This is a genomic window from Rhodococcus sp. P1Y, from assembly GCF_003641205.1.
Lineage (GTDB): Bacteria > Actinomycetota > Actinomycetes > Mycobacteriales > Mycobacteriaceae > Rhodococcoides.
Genome location: NZ_CP032762.1, coordinates 205,157 through 223,916, shown reverse-complemented (window position 1 = coordinate 223,916; position 18,760 = coordinate 205,157). Strand labels below are relative to the sequence as shown.

The window sequence follows — 18,760 nt, the reverse complement described above, 5'->3', positions numbered from 1 at the left end:
GGCCCGTGTTCTCAGCGCGGGCCGTACATGATCACTCCGACGCCGACGAGACAGACCGTCGCGCCGACGATGTCCCACCTGTCGGGGCGGAAACCGTCGGCGACCATGGCCCACACCAGTGAGCCCGCGACGAACACGCCGCCGTAGGCAGCGAGGATGCGGCCGAAGTTGGCGTCGGGCTGAAGCGTCGCGACGAATCCGTACAGACCGAGCGCGATGACGCCTGACCCGACCCAGATCCACCCGCGGTGTTCACGGATGCCCTGCCATACCAACCACGCGCCGCCGATCTCGAAGACCGCCGCAACTCCGAACAGCATGATCGACTTCAGTACCGTCATGGTGTGCAACGATCCCACGTAGTGCCGTCGAGTGTAGAAAGATGCAACCCGGGGTAATGACGGTCGGGCGGGCGACGGTGAGGAACTTGGTTCACATGGTGAATGCGGGAGGACAGCGCGCGGCTTCGGCTCGGCTGTGTCGAGTGCGACCGAACAGAAGGTTCCGTCGTGCGTGAGAACTACAACGACAAGCTCGACTCGGTGCGGTCGGATCTGGCCGAGATGTGCAAACTCGCCGAGCAGGCTATGGCGTCTGCATCCGCTGCGCTGTTGAACGCCGACCTCGCGCTGGCCGAGCAGACCATCACCAGCCGCGAGGACATCGACGCACTGGCGTTGGACTGGGAACACAAGGCATTTTCGCTCCTGGCGCTTCAGGCTCCGGTCGCTCTCGATCTTCGCATCATGGTGAGCGGTATTCACATAGTTGCGGATCTGCAGCGAATGGGTGGTCTGGCCATTCATATTGCCGAGCTAGCCCGTCGGCGCCATCCGGCACACGTGCTGCCGCCCGAGGTCGAAGCGGTCTTCGCCGAGATGGGCCGCGTCGCAGTCGAACAGGCCGAAGCGACGAGAGAAGTCTTGCTGACCCGCGACACCGGCTTGGCGGCAGAACTGAAGACCGCCGACGAGGAAATGGACGAGCTGCATCGAAGCTTGTTCGCGCTCACGGCATCCGACGACTGGCCCCACGGTGTCCCCGCAGCGGTGGACACCACTCTGCTCGGCCGCTTCTACGAGCGCTATTCCGATCACACCGTCGAGGTCGCCAAGCGCGTCATCTTTCTCGTCACGGGAGAATTTCGATCCGAATCAGCTTGATCAGCACAAAGCTCCGACTGATGGCAGGATCAGCACGATGAAACGAGACGTCTCGGCCTACCTCGACGTGGATGTCACCGAGGCAAGCACTCTCGAATTCCAGATTGCCGTGGCACCGCACCCCGGCACCGACGTATGGGAAGCGCTGTCGTTCACACTCGACGGGCAGCCGGTGGAAGTCCAGGAGATCAGCGGTGCGCACGGCACCCGTATCCACAAGCTGCACGCAGGCGTCGGCAAGCTGGAGGTCTCCTACTCGGCGACGATCTACGGCAACACCGACCCCGCACCTGTATCGGACTACGATCTGTCGCTCTACCTGCGGCCGAGCCGGTACGCGGAGGCGGACAAGTTCTTCGGCTTCGCGGCCACGGAATTCGGGTCCTACGCGCCGTCGGAGAAGCTGCTCGCGGAGGTGTCGTCCTGGGTCGGCGCCAGGCTCAGCTACGTCCCTGGCAGCAGTGATCCGATCGACGGTGCAGTCGACACCCTTCTTGCCGGCGCCGGAGTCTGCCGGGACTACACGCATCTCGTCGTGGCGTTGTTGCGGGCAGTCAACGTTCCGGCGCGGCTCGTTGCGGTCTACGCGCCCGGCTGCGATCCGATGGATTTCCACGCGGTCGCCGAGGCTTTCGTCGAGGGTCAATGGCGGGTCGTCGACGCCACCTGCCTCGCACCTCGGTCGACACTCGTGCGTATCGCGACCGGTCGTGACGCTGCGGACACCGCATTCCTCGACAACCACGGTGGCTCGATCACGTTGAACAGCGCGATCGTCGGCGCAGTCGTCGACGGACCGCTCCCGTTCGACGACATCACGCAGTTGGTGTCCATCACCTAGGTGGCTCGAGATCGAGGCGGTGGCATGATCGGTGCCATGTCTCCCACACTGCACTTGACCGGTGACGCAGAAGCCGACGCACTGTTGGCCGAGGACCCGTTCGCACTGCTCATCGGGATGCTGTTGGATCAGCAGGTTCCGATGGAGTCGGCGTTCGCCGGGCCGAAGAAGCTGGTCGACCGGCTCGGCGACCTGAAGGTCGACACCATCGCCCGAGCCGACCCGGAGGAATTCGCCGCCGTGTGCGCGACAACGCCTGCCGTGCATCGGTTCCCAGGATCGATGGCCAAACGGATTCAGGGTCTCGCCGAGTTCATCGTCGAAAACTACGACGGCAAACCCGACCAGATCTGGCGACGCGAGGATCCCGACGGCGCCGAGGTACTGAAGCGCTTGAAAGCATTGCCCGGGTACGGAGACCAGAAAGCTCGGATCTTCCTGGCGCTGCTCGGAAAGCAGATGGGCGTAACACCCGACGGGTGGCGCAAGGCTGCAGGCGCATACGGCGACGACGGGTCACGACGCTCGATCGCCGACGTCGTCGACGAGAAATCTCTCCTCGAAGTTCGCGAGTTCAAGAAGGCCGCGAAGGCGGCTGCGAAGAACAAGTGATCGCCCCGCCGTTCTCGCCGAGAAGATCCACGGGGCATTGATGCCGGTGTCGGTGCGCGCCGGTACCCTCCTTCCGTGGCTCTCTACCGGAAGTACCGTCCTGCGACGTTCGCTGAGGTCGTCGGACAGGAGCACGTCACCGAGCCGTTGAGTGTTGCGCTCAACTCCAACCGGATCAATCACGCGTACCTCTTCTCCGGGCCTCGCGGTTGCGGAAAGACCTCGTCGGCGCGCATCCTCGCGCGCTCGCTCAACTGCGCCGAAGGGCCGACGTCGACTCCGTGCGGTGTCTGCAACTCGTGTGTAGCCCTCGCGCCGGGAGGCCCAGGAAACCTCGACGTCGTCGAGATGGACGCGGCAAGCCACGGCGGCGTCGACGACGCCAGGGATCTGCGAGACAAAGCGGTCTACGCGCCCGCCGAATCGCGCTACGTCATTTTCATCATCGACGAGGCCCACATGGTCACGACGGCAGGCTTCAATGCGCTGCTGAAGGTTGTCGAGGAACCGCCGGAGCATCTGGTCTTCATCTTCGCGACGACCGAGCCCGAAAAGGTGTTGCCGACCATCAGGTCCAGGACGCACCACTATCCGTTCCGCTTGCTGCCGCCCTCGACCATGCGCGGCTTGTTGGAAAAAATCACCGCTCAGGAGAGCGTTGCCGTCGAGGATCCGGTCTATCCGTTGGTGATCCGAGCCGGGGGTGGCTCGCCGCGCGACTCGCTCAGCGTCCTCGATCAACTCCTCGCCGGTGCCGGCCCAGAAGGCGTCACGTACCCGCGTGCGTTGTCGCTGCTCGGAGTCACCGACGTCGCGCTCATCGACGAAGCCGTCGACGCTCTGGCAGCCGGTGACGGTGGCTCCCTGTTCGGTACCGTCGACAAGGTTGTCGACGCAGGTCACGACCCCAGGCGGTTCGCGACGGACCTCCTCGAACGGCTCCGCGACCTGATTCTCATGCGGGCGGTTCCCGACGCAGGGGAGCGAGGTCTCGTCGACGTACCCGGTGACGTCCTCGAGCGCCTGCGCGACGAGTCCGAACGTATCGGGTCCGCCACGCTGGCTCGCTATGCCGAAATCATCCACGCGGGTCTCGGTGAGATGCGCGGGGCGACGGCGCCGCGCCTGTTGCTCGAGGTCATGTGTGCGCGCATGCTTCTGCCGTCCGCGTCGGACGCCGAATCGGCTGTGCTGCAACGGCTGGAGCGCTTGGAGCGACGTCTCGACGTCACGCTCCCCGCCGGTGAGCAGGCTGCCGTCGATCAGATCGCGTCGCCGCGGCGGGCCGAACCCACTGCTGCGGCTCCCGTCGACGACACCCCGGTCAAATTCGTGCGTCCCTCTCAGCGGGCCGCCGAGGAACCGTCGCCGCCTCCCGCTGCGCCTCCTGCCGCAACTGTCCCGACGCCTCCTGCCGCAACTGTCCCGACGCCACCACCCGCGTCCGTCCCCGAGCCGGAGCCGGAGCCTGCACCTCGGCCCGTCCCAACGCCGGAGCCTGCGCCTACGCCGGAGCCTGCGCCTACGCCTACGCCGGAGCCTGCGCCTACGCCGGAGCCTGCACCTACGCCTGAACCTGTCCCGGCACCGGAGCCTGAACCGACACCCGAGGCTGAACCGACGTCGGAGTCTGTCGCGGAGCCCGAGCCTCAGCCCGTCTCGACACCTGAGCCTGCACCTGCACCGGAGCCAGAGCCGGCGCCATCGTTGGTTCCGGAACCCCAACCCGAACCGGAACCCCAGCCCGAGCCCGTTGCGGCGTCGAACCAGCCTGATGCTGCTGCGGTACGAGCGGTCTGGTCCGAGGTGCGCGGCAAGGTGCGCGAGCGGAGTAGGACTGTCGAGGTGATGTTGTCGGGCGCGTCGGTACGAGCGGTGGACGCAGATTCCATCACTCTGGGCCACGATTCGGCGCCACTGGCCAAGCGGCTTCAGGAGGCTCGGAACGCCGACGTCATCAGGGACGCGCTCAAGGATGTCTTCGGAGTCGATTGGGCAGTGACGTGTGTCGTCGGAGCAGCTGCACCGGCGGGAGAAGCACCGGTGACGAAAGGGGCACCAGAGGCCCCGAAAACTCCGCCGACCAAGTTCTCCCGTCCGAGCCAGAGCAACAAACCTGCCCGGACGACGGACGATGCGTTCGGCTCGGCAGGCGACGGCTCGTCGTACGACGACATTCCTCCGCCCGAGGCTCCCGACTACCCGGATGACCCCGAGCCGGCCGGACCGCCGCCGCCGGAGACACCCGAGGACGAAGAAGAGCTGATGAAGGCTGCAGCCGAGCCGGCCGATCCGTCGATCAGGCGTGATCCGGAGACTGTGGCGATGGAGCTACTTCAAACACAGTTGGGTGCGACGCCCCTCAAGGAATGAGTCGCTGGCCCCAGACCTGACACACCCGTTGTCGACCTGACACCCTTTTTGCGGACCTGGCACACCTGTTCGCGTCGTAGAAGGTGTGTCAGCTCGGCAACAGGGGTGCTAGCTCCCCCGAAAAGATCGGCGTCAGGACGCTTCGATGTCGTCCGGGTCGACGAAGACCAGACGACCGTCGTCCAACGCGACGGCGTAGCGGTGGGCCAGAGCCCAGGTCCGCCCGGACACGTCCGCCATCTGCTCGCCGAAGTCTTCCTTGATCACGCCCAATTCCTTGGACCATTGATCGCGAGGAATCGATTGGTCGGAGCTGTAGCGCACCTTGACGGTAGCGCCGACCGCAAACGGCTTGTGGGTGTCCATGGTCATCATCTCCGTTGCTGCCAAGCCCGAGTACATCTCCAGGCTCCACTCCATGCCCCCCCAGTGGCGAGGATAGTTCTACCCCGCTCCGGTCGAACCCAAACGAACGAACCGGTCACGGACCGCGCTCGTTTCGGTCCTTACAAGTCAATGCAACGCGTTCTAATCTGAGGGAAGCCGAGGTGTATTCCTCGCGTCCTGCGGCGCCGGGTGGTGCCGCCGAACCTTGAAGTACGTGGAAGGACGACCGCGCTGTGACTACAGAAGCGTTCATTTACGAAGCCATCAGGACCCCGCGTGGCAAGGGGAAGAACGGCTCGCTGCATTCGGTGAAGCCGATTTCTCTGGTCACCGGTTTGATCGACGAACTCCGTCGTAGATTTCCCGACCTGGACGAGAACCGCATCTCCGACTTGATTCTCGGCGTCGTGTCTCCCGTGGGTGACCAGGGCGCCGACATCGCGCGTACTGCGGTACTCGCGGCGAAGATGCCGGACACCGTCGGTGGATTCCAGCTCAATCGCTTCTGCGCCTCGGGCCTCGAAGCCGTCAACCTGGCTGCGCAGAAGGTGCGTTCCGGGTGGGACGAACTCGTGATCGCAGGCGGCGTCGAGTCGATGTCCCGCGTTCCCATGGGCAGCGACGGCGGAGCTTGGGCAATGGACCCGGCCACCAACTACGACACCTACTTCGCTCCGCAGGGCATCGGTGCCGATCTCATCGCGACGATCGAGGGGTTCAGCCGCGAAGATGTCGACGCCTACGCCGTGCAGTCGCAGGAGCGCGCCGCCGCAGCATGGTCGGGTGGCTACTTCGCCAAGTCGGTCGTACCCGTCACCGATCAGAACGGCCTGCTCATCCTCGACCAGGACGAGCACATGCGTCCGGGCACTACCGTCGAATCGCTCGGCAAGCTCAACCCGGCCTTCACCGGCATTGCCGCGATGGGCGGATTCGACGACGTCGCTCTCCAGAAGTACCACTGGATCGAGAAGATCGATCACGTCCACACCGGCGGCAACAGCTCGGGCATCGTCGACGGCGCAGCCCTCGTGCTCGTCGGTAGTGAGCAGGCAGGCAAGGACCTGAACCTGGTTCCGCGTGCACGCATCGTCGCGACCGCCACCTCCGGCGCCGACACGACGATCATGCTGACGGGCCCGACACCCGCGTCGAAGAAGGTCCTCGCGACCGCAGGATTGACCGTCGACGACATCGATCTCTTCGAGCTCAACGAGGCGTTCGCATCCGTCGTCCTCCGCTTCCAGAAGGATCTTCAGATCCCGAACGAGAAGCTCAACGTCAACGGCGGCGCCATCGCGATGGGCCACCCACTCGGTGCCACCGGCGCCATGATCACCGGAACCGTGCTCGACGAGCTCGAGCGGCGCGGCGGCCGGTACGCCCTCATCACCCTGTGCATCGGCGGCGGCATGGGCGTTGCCACCATCATCGAGCGAGTCTGAGGCTGAGACATGACAAACACTGAAACCGCCACAAACATGATCAAGTGGGACCAGGATTCCGACGGCATCGTCGTACTGACGCTCGATGACCCGAACTCCAGCGCCAACACGATGAACCAGATCTACAAGGACTCGATGGGCGCGACCGTCGACCGGCTCGAAGCCGAAATCGACACCGTCAACGGCGTCGTCATCACGTCCGCGAAGAAGACGTTCTTCGCAGGCGGTGACCTCAACAGCCTCATCACCGCGCAGCCCGAGGACGCGCAGCGCGTGTTCGACGAGGTTCAGGAAGTCAAAGCTCAGCTGCGACGCATCGAGAAGCTGGGCAGGCCCGTCGTGGCCGCGATCAACGGCGCTGCGCTCGGCGGCGGCTTGGAAATCGCGCTCGCTACGCATCACCGCATCGCGGCGAACGTTTCCGGCGTCCAGCTCGGACTGCCCGAGGTCTCCCTCGGTCTGCTGCCCGGCGGCGGCGGAGTCACCCGCATCACGCGTCTGCTCGGTATCCAGAACGGGTTCATGACGGTGCTTGCGCAAGGCACCCGATTCCGTCCCGAGAAGGCACTCGAAATCGGCCTCGTGCACGAACTCGTCGACAGCGTCGACGCACTCGTGCCCGCAGCCAAGGCATGGATCAAGGCCAACCCCGAGGGTGGCGTCGCACCGTGGGACGTCAAGGGTTACAAGATCCCCGGCGGCACCCCGTCGAACCCGAAGTTGGCTGCGGTTCTGCCTGCGTTCCCGTCGAACCTGCGCAAGCAGATCAAGGGTGCGCCGATGCCGGCGCCGCGTGCGATTCTCGCGGCCGCGGTGGAAGGCGCTCAGGTCGACTTCGACAACGCGTCGACCATCGAGTCGCGGTACTTCACCGAGCTCGTCACCGGCCAGGTCTCGAAGAACATGATCCAGGCGTTCTTCTTCGACCTGCAGGCGATCAACGCGGGCAAGTCGCGTCCGGACGGCATCGAGAAGACGACGTTCACGAAGGTGGCCGTTCTCGGTGCAGGCATGATGGGCGCCGGTATCGCGTACGTCTGTGCCAAGGCCGGAATCGACGTCGTGCTCAAGGATGTCGCGCTCGAGTCCGCGCAGAAGGGCAAGGCGTACTCCGAGGCCATCGAGGCCAAGGCACTCTCGCGTGGCAAGACGACGCAGGAGAAGTCCGACGCGCTGCTGGCACGTATCCATCCGACCGCGGACGCCAAGGACGTCGAGGGCGCAGACCTCGTCATCGAGGCAGTCTTCGAGTCCGAGGAGCTCAAGCAGAAGGTCTTCCAGGAGATCGAGGACCTCGTCGACCCGACGGCGCTGCTCGGTTCCAACACCTCCACGCTTCCTATCACGAGCCTCGCGAAGGGCGTGAAGCGTCAGGAAGACTTCATCGGAATCCACTTCTTCTCACCCGTCGACAAGATGCCGCTCGTGGAGATCATCCGCGGCGACAACACGTCGGACGCTGCGTTGGCCAAGGCCTTCGACCTGGTGCAGATCATCAAGAAGACTCCGATCGTCGTCAACGACAGCCGCGGATTCTTTACCTCTCGCGTTATCGGGACGTTCATCAACGAGGCCATCTCGATGCTGGGCGAGGGCGTCGAGCCGTCGACAATCGAGCAAGCAGGTCTGCAGGCCGGCTACCCAGCAGCACCTCTGCAGCTGTCCGACGAGCTGACGCTCAACCTGATGCAGAAGATCCGCAAGGAAACCTACGACGCAATCAAGGCGGCAGGCGGAACTCCTCCCGAGGATCCGGCAGGCGCCGTCATCGACAAGATGGTCGACGAGTTCGAGCGTCCGTCGAAGGCGAAGGGTGCGGGCTTCTACGAGTACGCCGACGGCAAGCGCACCGGTCTGTGGCCGGGTCTGCGTGATGCCTTCAAGTCGGGCTCGGCCGAGATCCCGTTCGAGGATCTGATCGAGCGCATGCTGTTCATCGAGGCCATCGAGACCCAGAAATGCTTCGACGAGGGTGTCCTGAACACCACCGCTGATGCCAACATCGGCTCGATCTTCGGCATCGGTTACCCGGCCTGGACCGGTGGCGTCCACCAGTACATCGTCGGTTACCCCGGTGGGCAGGCGGGCTTCGTGAAGCGTGCCGACGACCTGGCTGCGAAGTACGGCGAGCGTTTCACCGCGCCTGATTCTCTGCGCTAGCAACACTGCCCAGTGGCGTGGTCGAGTGCCCTCTGGGGCACTTCACCACGCCACTGGCATGAGAGCCGCCGGGGTCAAGCGCCCCGATGCTCTATCAAGCGTTCGGCCCCGTCGGTGAACTGCTGGCGCGTGAGAGAACACGCCAGCTCGACGTCACCGACGCGAAGGGCGTCGATCAGGTCCGTGTGATTGCGGACCGCGGCGCGGCCCCAGTCCGGATCCGAGGCGTAGAGCCGGGTTGGGGTGTAGCGGGTCGCATTGTTGAGAAACCAGGCGAGCTTGTTCGCACCGGTCAGTCGGTTGAGGACGCGGTGGAACTCGAATTCGCTGAGTTCGACTTCCTCGGCCTGATTCTTCTCCACCGCCGTGGCCAACGATGCGTTGAACTTCTCGAGCTCAGCGATCACGTCCTCGGTGATCTTCGGCGCCGCCCGCCGCACCAGCTCGACTGCGATCTGGCCTTGAAGCCAGAAGATGTCGACGATGTCGTCCGGCGTCAGCGGAGAGACGACGTACCCACGATGCGGAACGAGCTCGACCATTCCCTCGCCGCGAAGTGTCAGCAATGCCTCCCGGACTGGCGTCACACTGACTCCCAGTTCCGCGGCCGTCTCGTCGAGCCTGATGAAGTCCCCTGGCCGAACTTCGCCGGACATGACGATGTGACGGACGTGGTTGGCGACGTCCTCCGACAACTGGGGGCGTCGGCGCAGTGTCGGTGCACTGTTCGATACCGGTCGACGCCTCTGAGCCATTCGATCAGCTTATGCGGCGACGCCGCCCGTGCGCGCGTAGTTACGTCCGGCGGTGTCTCTTCACGCACGGGTGGTGAAGCGGCCCAACGGCTCGACCACCCGCGCGGCCACCGGCCCGAGTACCGCCATGAGCAGCACGTACGCGGTGGCGAGGGCGGCGAGCTCGCCTTCCACCGCCCCGGCTGCGACTGCGAGCCCCGCGATGACGATCGAGAACTCTCCTCGCGCGACGAGCGCGGCGCCTGCTCGTAATCGTCCCGGTCTGCCGATGCCCTGACGTTTCGCAGCCCAGGCCCCCGTCATCACCTTGGTGATGGTGGTGACGACGGCCAACACGACGGCCCAGCCGAGGACCGGGGGAATGGTCGCGGGATCGGTAGCAAGCCCGAACACTACGAAGAACATCGCCGCGAACAAATCCCGAAGAGGTTCGAGCACCCTGGTTGCGTTGTCGGCCGTCGACCCCGAGATCGCGATACCGAGCAGGAAGGCACCGACAGCTGCGGACACCTGCAGTTCCGACGCAATTCCGGCGACCAGTAGGGCCGATCCGAGGACCTTGAGCAGGACGACCTCGCGGTCGGGGCTGTCGACGATCGCCGAGACGAACCTGCCGTACCGCAGGGCTACCACCAGTACGAACGTGATGACGAACAGCGAGATTCCGAGCGCTTCGAGACCACCGAGGAAGCTGACGCCGCTGAGGACGGCTGTCAAGATCGGCAAGTAGATCGCCATCGCGAGGTCCTCGAACACCAGAATCGACAACACGACGGGCGTCTCGCGGTTACCCAGCCGGCCGAGGTCGGTGAGAACTTTCGCGATGATTCCCGACGACGAGATGTATGTGACGCCGCCGAGTACGAGTGCTCCGACGCCGCCCCATCCGAGCAGGAGCGCGACAACGGCCCCCGGTGCGAAGTTGAGGACGATGTCGACGATGCCCGCCAACCACGACCTGCGTAGGCCGGTTACGAGCTCGGTCGCGGTGTACTCGAGCCCGAGCAGCAACAGCAGAAGGATGACGCCGATCTCGCTGGCGATTTCGCTGAACTCGTCGATACCGCCGAGCGTGACGAAGCCTCCGTTGCCGAAAGCAAGGCCACCGAGCAGGTAGAACGGAATGGGGGATACGCCGATCTTGCCCGCGAGGCGCGCGAGTAACCCCAGTGCGAAGAACACGGCGCCGAGCTCGGTGAGAGCGAGCGCGCTTTCCGCCATCGTCAGTGATTGCCGAGCAATTTGGTTGCTGCGTCGAGTCCGTCTGCTGTACCAACAGCGACCAGCAGATCGCCGGCTGAAAGTGTGAAGTCGGGAGTGGGCGACGGTTGCACCTGGCCGGCGCGCATGACGGCGACGATGGACACGCCGGTCTTGGTGCGCATGGCGGTGTCGCCGAGAGTTCGGCCGTCGAATCGCGAGCTTTGCCTGATGGGGAGCTGGCGAGTGTTGATTCCGGGGAGATCGCGATGTTCTTCCCCGAGCTGAGCAATGAGTTGCGGCGTGCCGAGCAGATTGCCCAGCGCCGCCGCTTCCTCATTGCTCAGGGTGATGGACGCCTGTGTTGCGTCGGGGTCATCTTTGCGCGAGACGATGAGCTCGTTCGCGCCGTCTTTCCGAGTGATGACTCCGATGCGACGCCCGGATGCGAGGGCGAAATCCTTCCGCACCCCGATCCCGGGCAGCAGGGTCACTTCGACGTTCATGGGGGAATGCTAACCCCGACGAGTGTGTAGAAACCCTGCAAGTCGTAGAAGTCCTATATCAGGACGCGACAGCCGCCAGCAGTGCCTCACGCTGGTTTGCGCCGAGGCCACCGATGCGGCGGGTATCTGCGATGGACAGCTGCTCGAGCAGCTGAGCGGCGCGCACCGAACCGACACCCGGAAGTGCCTTGATCAGGGCGGACACCTTGGTCTTCTTGACGATTTCGTCGTTCTCGGCCTTCGCGAGAACGTCAGCGACGCTGAGCTCGCCGGACTTGACGGCGGCCAGCAGCTTCGACCGGGCAGTGCGTGCCTCGGCAGCCTTGGCGAGAGCCGCGGTGCGCTGTTCCGGAGTCAATACTGGTAAAGCCATGGCCTGTTCTCCTCGATTGTGGTGACCCCGTCGCTTTGTTGACGTGGTCTTCGACCCTCTTGCATCGTGCCTGGTGGCTCCGACAATCTATCGAACCAACACGCGTGTCATTCGATGAGAGCCACCGTTCCTTCCCCGTCAGGCTACGTGCTTTGCGAATCCGGGTGTGCCCCGACCAGCAGTTGGGCCCAAGGAGGGCGGCCTAGGACCGACCGCCATGGGACTTGCGTAGTGCAACTTTCACGACTTTTCCGCTGGCATTGCGGGGGAGCGCGTCGACGACGACGAGTTCCTTGGGGTGTTTGAACCGGGCAAGGTGGTCGCCGAGCCACACGAGCAGTTCGTCGAGCGTCAGGTCTGGGCTGTCCGCACTGTCGTGCAGAGCGACGACGGCGACGGGAACCTCGCCCCACTTGTCGTCGGCTCGGCCGATGACCGCGGCCTCGAGGATCCGAGGATGCTCGAACAGCACGTTCTCCACCTCGGCGCAGTAGATGTTCTCGCCGCCGGAAATAATCATGTCTTTCTTGCGGTCGACGACGAACACGAAACCTTCGTCGTCCTGTCGAACGAGATCGCCCGAGTGGAACCAACCCCCGTGGAAGGCATCGGCGGTGGCGTCGGGATTCTCCCAGTACTCCTGCATGAGAGTCGGCCCGCGGTAGACGATTTCGCCGATCTCACCCAGGGCGACGTCGTTCATCTCGTCGTCGACCACGCGCGCGGAAATGGTGGGTATGACGCGTCCGACGGACCCGAGTTTGCGCACCGCGTCCTCGCCGTCGAGAACGCACGTGATGGGCGACATCTCGGTTTGGCCGAACACGGCGACATTGAGCGCCGCGGGAAACGTTGCGGCCACGGCTTTCAAGATCGTGTCCGACGCCGGTGCCGCGCCCCAGGAGATGACGCGAAGGCTGAGGTCCCTGGGCCGTCGCGACTGCTCGGCGCACATGGCCTGCCATTGCACGGGAACGAGGAACAGCGTGGTCACACCCTCGGCGGCGAGCACGTCGAGAAGCGTGGCCGGGTCGAATGCGCCGACCGGGTAGATCACGGTCGGTATGCCCAGTTGAAGACTCGGCGCGAGAGAGCCGAGTGCTGCTATGTGGAACATCGGTGATGCGCAGAATCCGACCTCTGAGGCGCCGTGCATTTGCAGTGCTCGAATACAGGTCAGTGCCTGCGCCTGCATGTTCGCGTGGGTCAATACCGCGCCCTTGGGCCTGCCCGTGGTGCCCGAGGTGTACATGATGAGCGCGGGTGCGTCGTCGGGCACGTCGACGGCGTCGGCCGGCTCCGACTCGGCGAGGAGGGCTTCGTACTTCTCGCCGACGACGATGGCTGCCTCCAGCGAATCGACCTGTGCTGCAACCGCATCCGCGAGGGTGACAGGGTGTCGTCGGTGACCACGATGCGTGAGCCGCTGTTGCGCGCGAGGAACGCCACTTCCGGCGGTGTCATGCGGAAGTTGACCGGGACGGCCAGCGCGCCGAGTGCATTGACGGCGAGTACGGCTTCGAGATACTCGGGCCGGTTGAGCATCAGAATCAGTACGCGGTCTCCCGAGCCGATCCCTCGTCGGCTCAGGACACCCGCGAACCGACTCACACGATCGGCCAGTTGCGCCCACGAGATCGACACGCCCTGAAATCGCAGCGCGACGGCGTCGGGTTGCATCAGCGCATGGCGTCGAACCTGGTTGTTCCAGTTGTTGGCGCGGGAGCGCTGTGGTTCGTCGAGCATTGTCTATGTCCTCTTCTGCATCGATGCGAATGCGGTTATGCGCGAGACGAATTCGGGGGATGTCAGCAATTCGATCTGCCCCTCGGTTTCGCGGCGCAAAGCGTCGTCGAGCAACGACAGGGTCGAACCGGTGAGGGACTTCTTGGTGAGCTCGAGTGCACGCCGCGGACTTCTGAGCAGTTTCTTCGCCACTTTCTCGACGCGGTCACTCAGCTCGGACGCGGGCACTACGTCGTTGATCAGTCCCACCGCGAGTGCCTCCGAGGCGGGCATCCGCTCGGCCAGGAGCATCAGCGCGCTCGCTCGTGCGCGTCCGATGGCGGCGGGAACAAGGAGGCTGCTCGCTCCGTCGGGCATCAGTCCGATCCCCGCGAAGGCGAACAGGAAGTAGGCGTCCTCGCTCGCGTAGATGAGATCCGACGCCAATGCGATCGACGCTCCGATCCCGACTGCAGGGCCGTTCACCTGCGCGATCACCGGTAGTGGGCACGAAATGATCGAGGAAACCAACGCGCCCGCGCGGCGCATCGTGTGCTCTGCTGCTTCGGTTGCCGCGCGCTCGTCGACGGGTGTATCGGTTGCCATGTCGACGATGTCGGCGCCGGCGCTGAACGAGCTGCCGCTGCCGGTGAGCACAACCACCCGCGCATCGGCGGTACCGGTGAGCAGTGTGTCGATGATCGCGGAGCAGGTGGCGTCGTCGAGTGCGTTGAGTCGTGCCGGTCGATCGATGGTGACGCGCAGTATGCCGTCGGACAAATCGGTTCGAAGCCCTGGAGCTGTCATGACGGAAGCCGTTCGGTCGAAGTTTCTTCGGTGGAGCGAACACGAGCAGAATGCGAATTGCGGCTAACTTAGCACTCGAATCATCTGGAATGTCAAGGAATCCACGACATGGTCGGGTTGCCTGGGGGTAGATTCACCTGGCTCGACGCCAACGCCGGCAGCGCGGTGCGCCGCGGCGAGTAATCTGGACTGTCGGAGCGATCACGCGCAGGTGGGTAGGGGGAGGTGAACGATGACGAACGCACGCCGCAGCACCGGGGCCGGGGCGCTACCGGTCACTCCGCGGCGACGGCCGAAGGATCGAAAGGCGCAGATCCTGACGGCTGCAGCCGAGGCGTTCAGTGAGCGCGGCTATCACGCAGTGGGGATCGACGATATCGCCGCGACACTCGGCATCTCCGGGCCTGCTCTGTACCGGCACTTTCCGACGAAGTACGCCCTGTTCGTTCACACCGTCATGCGGTTGTCCGGAACATTGCTCGCCGCAACCGATCTGGACGATAGTCCCGATCCACGGGACAAGCTCGATGCGGTCATGACGGCTGTCATCGACACCACCATCGACAATCGACGCACCGGCGGGCTGTATCGGTGGGAGGGTCGGTATCTGCTTCCCGGCGACCGAATCACTCTGCGACAGTCGGTCACGATCTTGAACGGGAGGGTCCGTGCGCCCCTGATGCAGCTGCGGCCCGAGCTGTCCGAGGCAGACGCGTCCACCATCGCTGCCGCGGCTATCAGTGTCGTCGCGAGCATCACGGCGCACAGATCGGTGTTGTCGGCCAAGCAGATCGAGAGCCTACTGCTGTCGACTGCGCGGAAGGTGTTGGCGACCGATCTGCCCGAGGGCGTCGACGCCCCGCCGCCGGGCAAGGCGGAGATCGCACACAACTCGAAGCGGGAAACGCTGCTCCACGAGGCGATCCTGCTGTTCTATCGGCACGGGTACCACAGTGTGAGCATCGAGGACATCGGTGCGGCCGCTGGTATCAATGCCTCCAGCGTCTACCGTCACTTCGCCAGTAAGGCCGACCTGCTCGCCGCCGCGTTCGGTCGTGCGAGCGACAGGTTGACCGTCGCTCTCGACGAGGCGCTTGCTCAGTCGAAGACGCCCGAAGAAGCCATTGAGACGCTGGTGTACTTGTACGTCGAATTGTCCTTCGAGCAAAGCGAATTGATGGCAGTGTACTTCGCTGAGATCGGAAATCTACCGGCCGAGCAGCGTTCGTCGCTGCGCAATGTCCAGCGTCTCAACATCGAGAAGTGGGCCCACCTGGTGTGTGAGGCCCGCCCGGATGTTCCTGCGGTACAGGCGAGGTTTCTGGTTCACGCTGCGCTCGGACTGGTGTTCGACATGGGCAGACTCGTGCACTTCGATCTCGCGCCCGGCCCTGCGGGACGAGTGCGCCGGCTGATGCTGACCACCCTCCTCGGTTAGTGGGCTGCGGCCTTTCGCTTGTGCAGGACCTTGCTGACACCGAGCTGACCCAGGACCACAATCACGCCGACGATTGCACCGAGAATGGCCGACGCCACGGTGTTGACGATCCATGCGAGGACCGGGCCGATCCCGGCGACACCGCGCACTGCTTCTTCACCGTGGTGGACGAGCTCGTACAGCGGGTGGAAGCCGAGTTCGTCGATGCCGACCAGAAGGATATGGCCGCCGACCCACAGCATCGCTGCGGTACCGACGACGCTGAGGAAAGACATCACCTTCGGCATCGCGTTGACCATTCCGCGTCCGAACTTCTTGGCGAAGCCCGACGACGTCTCGGTGAGTTTCAGACCGATGTCGTCCATCTTGACGATGAGGCCGACGACGCCGTAGACGACGATGGTGATGACGACGGCGACGACGGCGAGAATGATGAGTCGACTCCAGAAGCCCTCGGAGGCAATGGTGTCCAGTGCGATGACCATGATCTCGGCGGACAGGATGAGGTCGGTCCGAACGGCCCCGGAGACGACGGAGTCTTCGTCCCTCGGCTCGTCTGCGGCCTCGGCGTGGTGGTCACCGTGACCGAACAACGCGCCCCAGATCTTGTGGGCCGCCTCGTACGCGAGGTAGCAACCGCCGAGCATCAGGATCGGCGTCAGAAGCCATGGCAGGAACTGGCTGAGCAGCAGCGCTATCGGCAGGATGATGAGGAGCTTGTTGCGTAGCGAGCCGATCGCGATTCGCTTGATGATCGGTAACTCGCGCTCGGCAGCGAGGCCGCGCACGTACTGAGGCGTCACGGCAGCGTCGTCGATCACTACGCCTGCTGCCTTGGCCGTCGCCTTGCCTGTCGCGGCGCCCACGTCGTCGATCGAGGCGGCCGCCAGGCGCGCGAGCGCAGCGACGTCGTCCAACAGGGCAACAAGTCCACCTGCCATTGCTGGCCTCCTCTTGATCGATCACAGCGTTCGGTAGAACGATACCGCCTGCTTAGGTAATGCTTTGGTCAAGAATGATTGTTAGCATTCCTCACGTGACCCCGACCAGAAATCTCCTAGCAGGACTGTCCGCCTCACTACTGGTATTGGCGAGTGGCGCGACGGCGACCGCCGCGCCGATCAACGTTCCGTGGTCACCGGACGGCTCCCTCGATTCCGAGGTGGAGTTCGTCTCGAACGGTTCGACGCTGTACGGCAGTGTGCGTACTCCGATCGGTGAACCCCGCGGTGCCGCTTTGCTCATCCCCGGAAGCGGCCCCACCGATCGCAACGGAAACCAGGCAGGCGGTGTCACGCCCAACACGCTCGCGTACATCGCCGACGCTTTGGCCGAGCGCGGCATCGCGACACTTCGCTTCGACAAGGTCGGCAGCGGCCGAACAGGAGCGACGGGCATCGACCCGAGCGACCCGCCCGGGTTCGTCGACGGAATCGACGCTGCCGAGGCGGCATTGGAGGTGTTGAGTCAGCGAACCGGGTTCACAGGCGACGATCTTGCCGTCCTCGGGCACAGCGAGGGAACGTTGACGGCACTGTCGTTGAAGGAGCGAGGTGCCGATTTCGGACCGATCGGGTTGCTCGAACCCGCGGCGTTGCGCTTCCTCGATCTGCTGACGGTTCAGATCGACTCGAACCTCCGCCACGGAGTTGCGGCTGGTCAGCTGACGCCGGAGGCTGCCGACGCTGAACGTGCTCGTCTGGCCGAGACGGTCGACGCTCTCCGCAACGATCGGCCGCTGCCGTATCCGGATGATCCGTCTCTGTCCGCGCTCGGCATTCGAGAGATCAACGCCAAATACCTCACCGAAGTCGACGCCGTGGATGCTCGTGAGATTGCAGCCACGCTGCCGTCGTCGACGAAGGTCCTGTTGACCTGTTCGGAGAAGGACCTCAATGTTTCTTGCGACCAGATCGATGGGTTGTACGACGCGCTGGACGGGACCGATGTCGACTACGCCAAGTTCGCAAACAGTTCCCACTTGCTGTCGGAGCTCGGTCCGCTGCCTGCGACCCAATTCGACATCTACGTTCCGCTGCCGCAGTCGTCAGAGTTCCGCGGTGTGCTCGATGCGTGGGCGGACAGCGCTTTCAGCTGACGAGAAAGGGCATGTCGCGACGCCTAGGTCTTCGGGTCGATAGCCCACTGGGTAGCCCGGGTAGGTGTGATTCCCGGGGTCATCGGTGGTGCGTGACGAAAGGCGTTTCGGCATGAAACGTTCACCGCGCGCTTTGAGTCGTAAGCCGGCCACCGCCGCTTTTCGCAGCGTCGGGGAGCCCGCGGGGAACCCGAACGCCCCTGCCATCCGATCGTCCATCAGGGCATATACGCCCTGCTGGACCGCGGGCTGCAGGGCCTTCGGAAACCATGAGCAGAACAGGTCGAGGGTGTACGTGCCGACCTTGTGGTTGTCTTCGGTGTACCTGAACGTGCGTTCTTCGTAGTCGAGCTTGAACTGAGCGAACTCGGTGTAGGACTCCGGAATGTTCTTGATGCCCATCCGGATTCCGACCTGGCGGTAGAAGTGGAACGTCGCGAGCCGTTCCTTGGGATGCAACCTGCGCCACCCGTAGGTGTCGATCCATTCGATCGGCTCGTAGATGAACGTCGTCAGCACGTACAGCATGTCGTCGCCACTGATCGAGTACTTGCCGTGCATCCGGTTGACGGTCCGGAGTGACTCACGCCCTCGCTCGGAGTCGTACCCGTGCTCGAGTATCTCGGCCATCAGCAGTGAAGTGTCGTCGTACCGCTTCTGTGGACGATTCCCGAATTCGCCGGTCTTCTCGAGCAACGCCGAGATGGTCGGTACGCAATACGTTCGGAACAGCGCGAATTCGAGCGCCCGTTGGTAGTCCCAGGGGAACTCGTACCCGGCGGTGATGCGGTGAATGGCATGACAGTCCGATACCGGGTCCAGTTCCTCGATTCGGCGAAGCCAGCCGTAGCGGCCGCGCTTCGGCGTGAGCTCCATT

At 64.2% G+C, this 18,760-nt stretch carries 17 protein-coding genes and 1 pseudogene; 8 read left to right on the top strand and 10 right to left on the bottom strand.

What is annotated here, in order from left to right; translation table 11 throughout:
• Nucleotides 1–11: 11 nt before the first annotated feature.
• Nucleotides 12–341, bottom strand: a complete 330-nt coding sequence (locus tag D8W71_RS01060) for a YnfA family protein (RefSeq protein ID WP_121118364.1) — start codon at nucleotides 339–341, stop codon at nucleotides 12–14.
• Between the two features lie 168 nt (nucleotides 342–509).
• On the opposite strand from D8W71_RS01060, the gene phoU reads away from it, so the two are divergent.
• The 4 genes from phoU (at nucleotide 510) to D8W71_RS01040 (ending at nucleotide 4,989) form a co-directional block, all read left to right on the top strand.
• Nucleotides 510–1,163: a phosphate signaling complex protein PhoU gene (gene phoU, locus D8W71_RS01055; protein WP_121118362.1), complete on the top strand. Its 654-nt coding sequence runs from the start codon at nucleotides 510–512 to the stop codon at nucleotides 1,161–1,163.
• Between the two features lie 37 nt (nucleotides 1,164–1,200).
• Nucleotides 1,201–2,004, top strand: a complete 804-nt coding sequence (locus tag D8W71_RS01050) for a transglutaminase-like domain-containing protein (RefSeq protein WP_121110217.1) — start codon at nucleotides 1,201–1,203, stop codon at nucleotides 2,002–2,004.
• 36 nt (nucleotides 2,005–2,040) lie between these two features.
• Complete coding sequence (locus tag D8W71_RS01045; protein WP_201265220.1) at nucleotides 2,041–2,616, top strand: HhH-GPD-type base excision DNA repair protein; 576 nt, start codon at nucleotides 2,041–2,043, stop codon at nucleotides 2,614–2,616.
• Nucleotides 2,617–2,691: 75 nt separating this feature from the next.
• Entirely contained in the window at nucleotides 2,692–4,989 is a 2,298-nt protein-coding gene (locus tag D8W71_RS01040) for a DNA polymerase III subunit gamma and tau (RefSeq protein WP_121110215.1), read from the top strand.
• Between the two features lie 132 nt (nucleotides 4,990–5,121).
• On the opposite strand, the gene D8W71_RS01035 is transcribed toward D8W71_RS01040, so the two are convergent.
• Nucleotides 5,122–5,364, bottom strand: coding sequence for a hypothetical protein (locus tag D8W71_RS01035; RefSeq protein ID WP_121118358.1), 243 nt, complete (start codon nucleotides 5,362–5,364; stop codon nucleotides 5,122–5,124).
• Nucleotides 5,365–5,609: 245 nt separating this feature from the next.
• On the opposite strand from D8W71_RS01035, the gene D8W71_RS01030 reads away from it, so the two are divergent.
• Together D8W71_RS01030 and D8W71_RS01025 are read left to right on the top strand one after the other, a co-directional pair.
• A complete protein-coding gene (locus D8W71_RS01030) occupies nucleotides 5,610–6,821 on the top strand; it encodes an acetyl-CoA C-acetyltransferase (RefSeq protein WP_121110213.1) in 1,212 nt (403 codons plus the stop codon).
• 9 nt (nucleotides 6,822–6,830) lie between these two features.
• Complete coding sequence (locus D8W71_RS01025; protein WP_121110211.1) at nucleotides 6,831–8,981, top strand: 3-hydroxyacyl-CoA dehydrogenase NAD-binding domain-containing protein; 2,151 nt, start codon at nucleotides 6,831–6,833, stop codon at nucleotides 8,979–8,981.
• Nucleotides 8,982–9,055: 74 nt separating this feature from the next.
• On the opposite strand, the gene D8W71_RS01020 is transcribed toward D8W71_RS01025, so the two are convergent.
• From D8W71_RS01020 to D8W71_RS00995, 6 genes and pseudogenes are all read right to left on the bottom strand, one after another.
• Nucleotides 9,056–9,736, bottom strand: coding sequence for a GntR family transcriptional regulator (locus D8W71_RS01020; RefSeq protein ID WP_201265219.1), 681 nt, complete (start codon nucleotides 9,734–9,736; stop codon nucleotides 9,056–9,058).
• A gap of 60 nt (nucleotides 9,737–9,796) precedes the next feature.
• Complete coding sequence (locus D8W71_RS01015) at nucleotides 9,797–10,957, bottom strand: cation:proton antiporter (RefSeq protein ID WP_121110207.1); 1,161 nt, start codon at nucleotides 10,955–10,957, stop codon at nucleotides 9,797–9,799.
• A gap of 2 nt (nucleotides 10,958–10,959) precedes the next feature.
• The gene (locus tag D8W71_RS01010) at nucleotides 10,960–11,442 is read right to left on the bottom strand and encodes a cation:proton antiporter regulatory subunit (RefSeq protein ID WP_121110205.1); all 483 of its coding nucleotides are present in this window, start codon (nucleotides 11,440–11,442) and stop codon (nucleotides 10,960–10,962) included.
• Nucleotides 11,443–11,500: 58 nt separating this feature from the next.
• Nucleotides 11,501–11,815 carry an integration host factor, actinobacterial type gene (gene mihF / locus D8W71_RS01005; RefSeq protein ID WP_026347388.1) on the bottom strand — a complete coding sequence of 105 codons (315 nt, stop codon included), beginning with the start codon at nucleotides 11,813–11,815 and terminating at the stop codon, nucleotides 11,501–11,503.
• A gap of 202 nt (nucleotides 11,816–12,017) precedes the next feature.
• A pseudogene (gene fadD5, locus D8W71_RS01000) lies at nucleotides 12,018–13,561 on the bottom strand (fatty-acid--CoA ligase FadD5).
• A gap of 3 nt (nucleotides 13,562–13,564) precedes the next feature.
• On the bottom strand, nucleotides 13,565–14,347 hold the full coding sequence (locus tag D8W71_RS00995; RefSeq protein WP_121110203.1) for an enoyl-CoA hydratase: 783 nt from the start codon (nucleotides 14,345–14,347) through the stop codon (nucleotides 13,565–13,567).
• A gap of 232 nt (nucleotides 14,348–14,579) precedes the next feature.
• Between D8W71_RS00995 and D8W71_RS00990 the strand changes: the two genes are divergently transcribed.
• Complete coding sequence (locus D8W71_RS00990; protein ID WP_121110201.1) at nucleotides 14,580–15,785, top strand: TetR/AcrR family transcriptional regulator; 1,206 nt, start codon at nucleotides 14,580–14,582, stop codon at nucleotides 15,783–15,785.
• Here the strand turns inward: D8W71_RS00990 and D8W71_RS00985 are convergent.
• Nucleotides 15,782–16,726 carry a DUF808 domain-containing protein gene (locus D8W71_RS00985; protein ID WP_121110199.1) on the bottom strand — a complete coding sequence of 315 codons (945 nt, stop codon included), beginning with the start codon at nucleotides 16,724–16,726 and terminating at the stop codon, nucleotides 15,782–15,784. The genes D8W71_RS00990 and D8W71_RS00985 overlap by 4 nt on opposite strands.
• Nucleotides 16,727–16,821: 95 nt before the next feature.
• Between D8W71_RS00985 and D8W71_RS00980 the strand changes: the two genes are divergently transcribed.
• On the top strand, nucleotides 16,822–17,883 hold the full coding sequence (locus D8W71_RS00980) for an alpha/beta hydrolase (protein ID WP_121118356.1): 1,062 nt from the start codon (nucleotides 16,822–16,824) through the stop codon (nucleotides 17,881–17,883).
• On the opposite strand, the gene D8W71_RS00975 is transcribed toward D8W71_RS00980, so the two are convergent.
• On the bottom strand, nucleotides 17,833–18,759 hold the full coding sequence (locus D8W71_RS00975) for an oxygenase MpaB family protein (RefSeq protein ID WP_121110197.1): 927 nt from the start codon (nucleotides 18,757–18,759) through the stop codon (nucleotides 17,833–17,835). The two genes, D8W71_RS00980 and D8W71_RS00975, sit on opposite strands and share 51 nt — an antisense overlap.
• Between the last annotated feature and the right edge of the window lies 1 nt (nucleotide 18,760).

Coding starts and splice junctions, on each gene's coding strand:
- D8W71_RS01060 (WP_121118364.1), bottom strand. CDS start 341: ATGACGGTACTGAAGTCGATCATGCTGTTCGGAGTTGCGGCGGTCTTC.
- D8W71_RS01050 (WP_121110217.1), top strand. CDS start 1,201: ATGAAACGAGACGTCTCGGCCTACCTCGACGTGGATGTCACCGAGGCA.
- D8W71_RS01045 (WP_201265220.1), top strand. CDS start 2,041: ATGTCTCCCACACTGCACTTGACCGGTGACGCAGAAGCCGACGCACTG.
- D8W71_RS01035 (WP_121118358.1), bottom strand. CDS start 5,364: ATGATGACCATGGACACCCACAAGCCGTTTGCGGTCGGCGCTACCGTC.
- D8W71_RS01025 (WP_121110211.1), top strand. CDS start 6,831: ATGACAAACACTGAAACCGCCACAAACATGATCAAGTGGGACCAGGAT.
- D8W71_RS01020 (WP_201265219.1), bottom strand. CDS start 9,736: ATGGCTCAGAGGCGTCGACCGGTATCGAACAGTGCACCGACACTGCGC.
- D8W71_RS01015 (WP_121110207.1), bottom strand. CDS start 10,957: ATGGCGGAAAGCGCGCTCGCTCTCACCGAGCTCGGCGCCGTGTTCTTC.
- D8W71_RS01010 (WP_121110205.1), bottom strand. CDS start 11,442: ATGAACGTCGAAGTGACCCTGCTGCCCGGGATCGGGGTGCGGAAGGAT.
- mihF (WP_026347388.1), bottom strand. CDS start 11,815: ATGGCTTTACCAGTATTGACTCCGGAACAGCGCACCGCGGCTCTCGCC.
- D8W71_RS00995 (WP_121110203.1), bottom strand. CDS start 14,347: ATGACAGCTCCAGGGCTTCGAACCGATTTGTCCGACGGCATACTGCGC.
- D8W71_RS00990 (WP_121110201.1), top strand. CDS start 14,580: ATGACGAACGCACGCCGCAGCACCGGGGCCGGGGCGCTACCGGTCACT.
- D8W71_RS00985 (WP_121110199.1), bottom strand. CDS start 16,726: ATGGCAGGTGGACTTGTTGCCCTGTTGGACGACGTCGCTGCGCTCGCG.
- D8W71_RS00975 (WP_121110197.1), bottom strand. CDS start 18,759: ATGGAGCTCACGCCGAAGCGCGGCCGCTACGGCTGGCTTCGCCGAATC.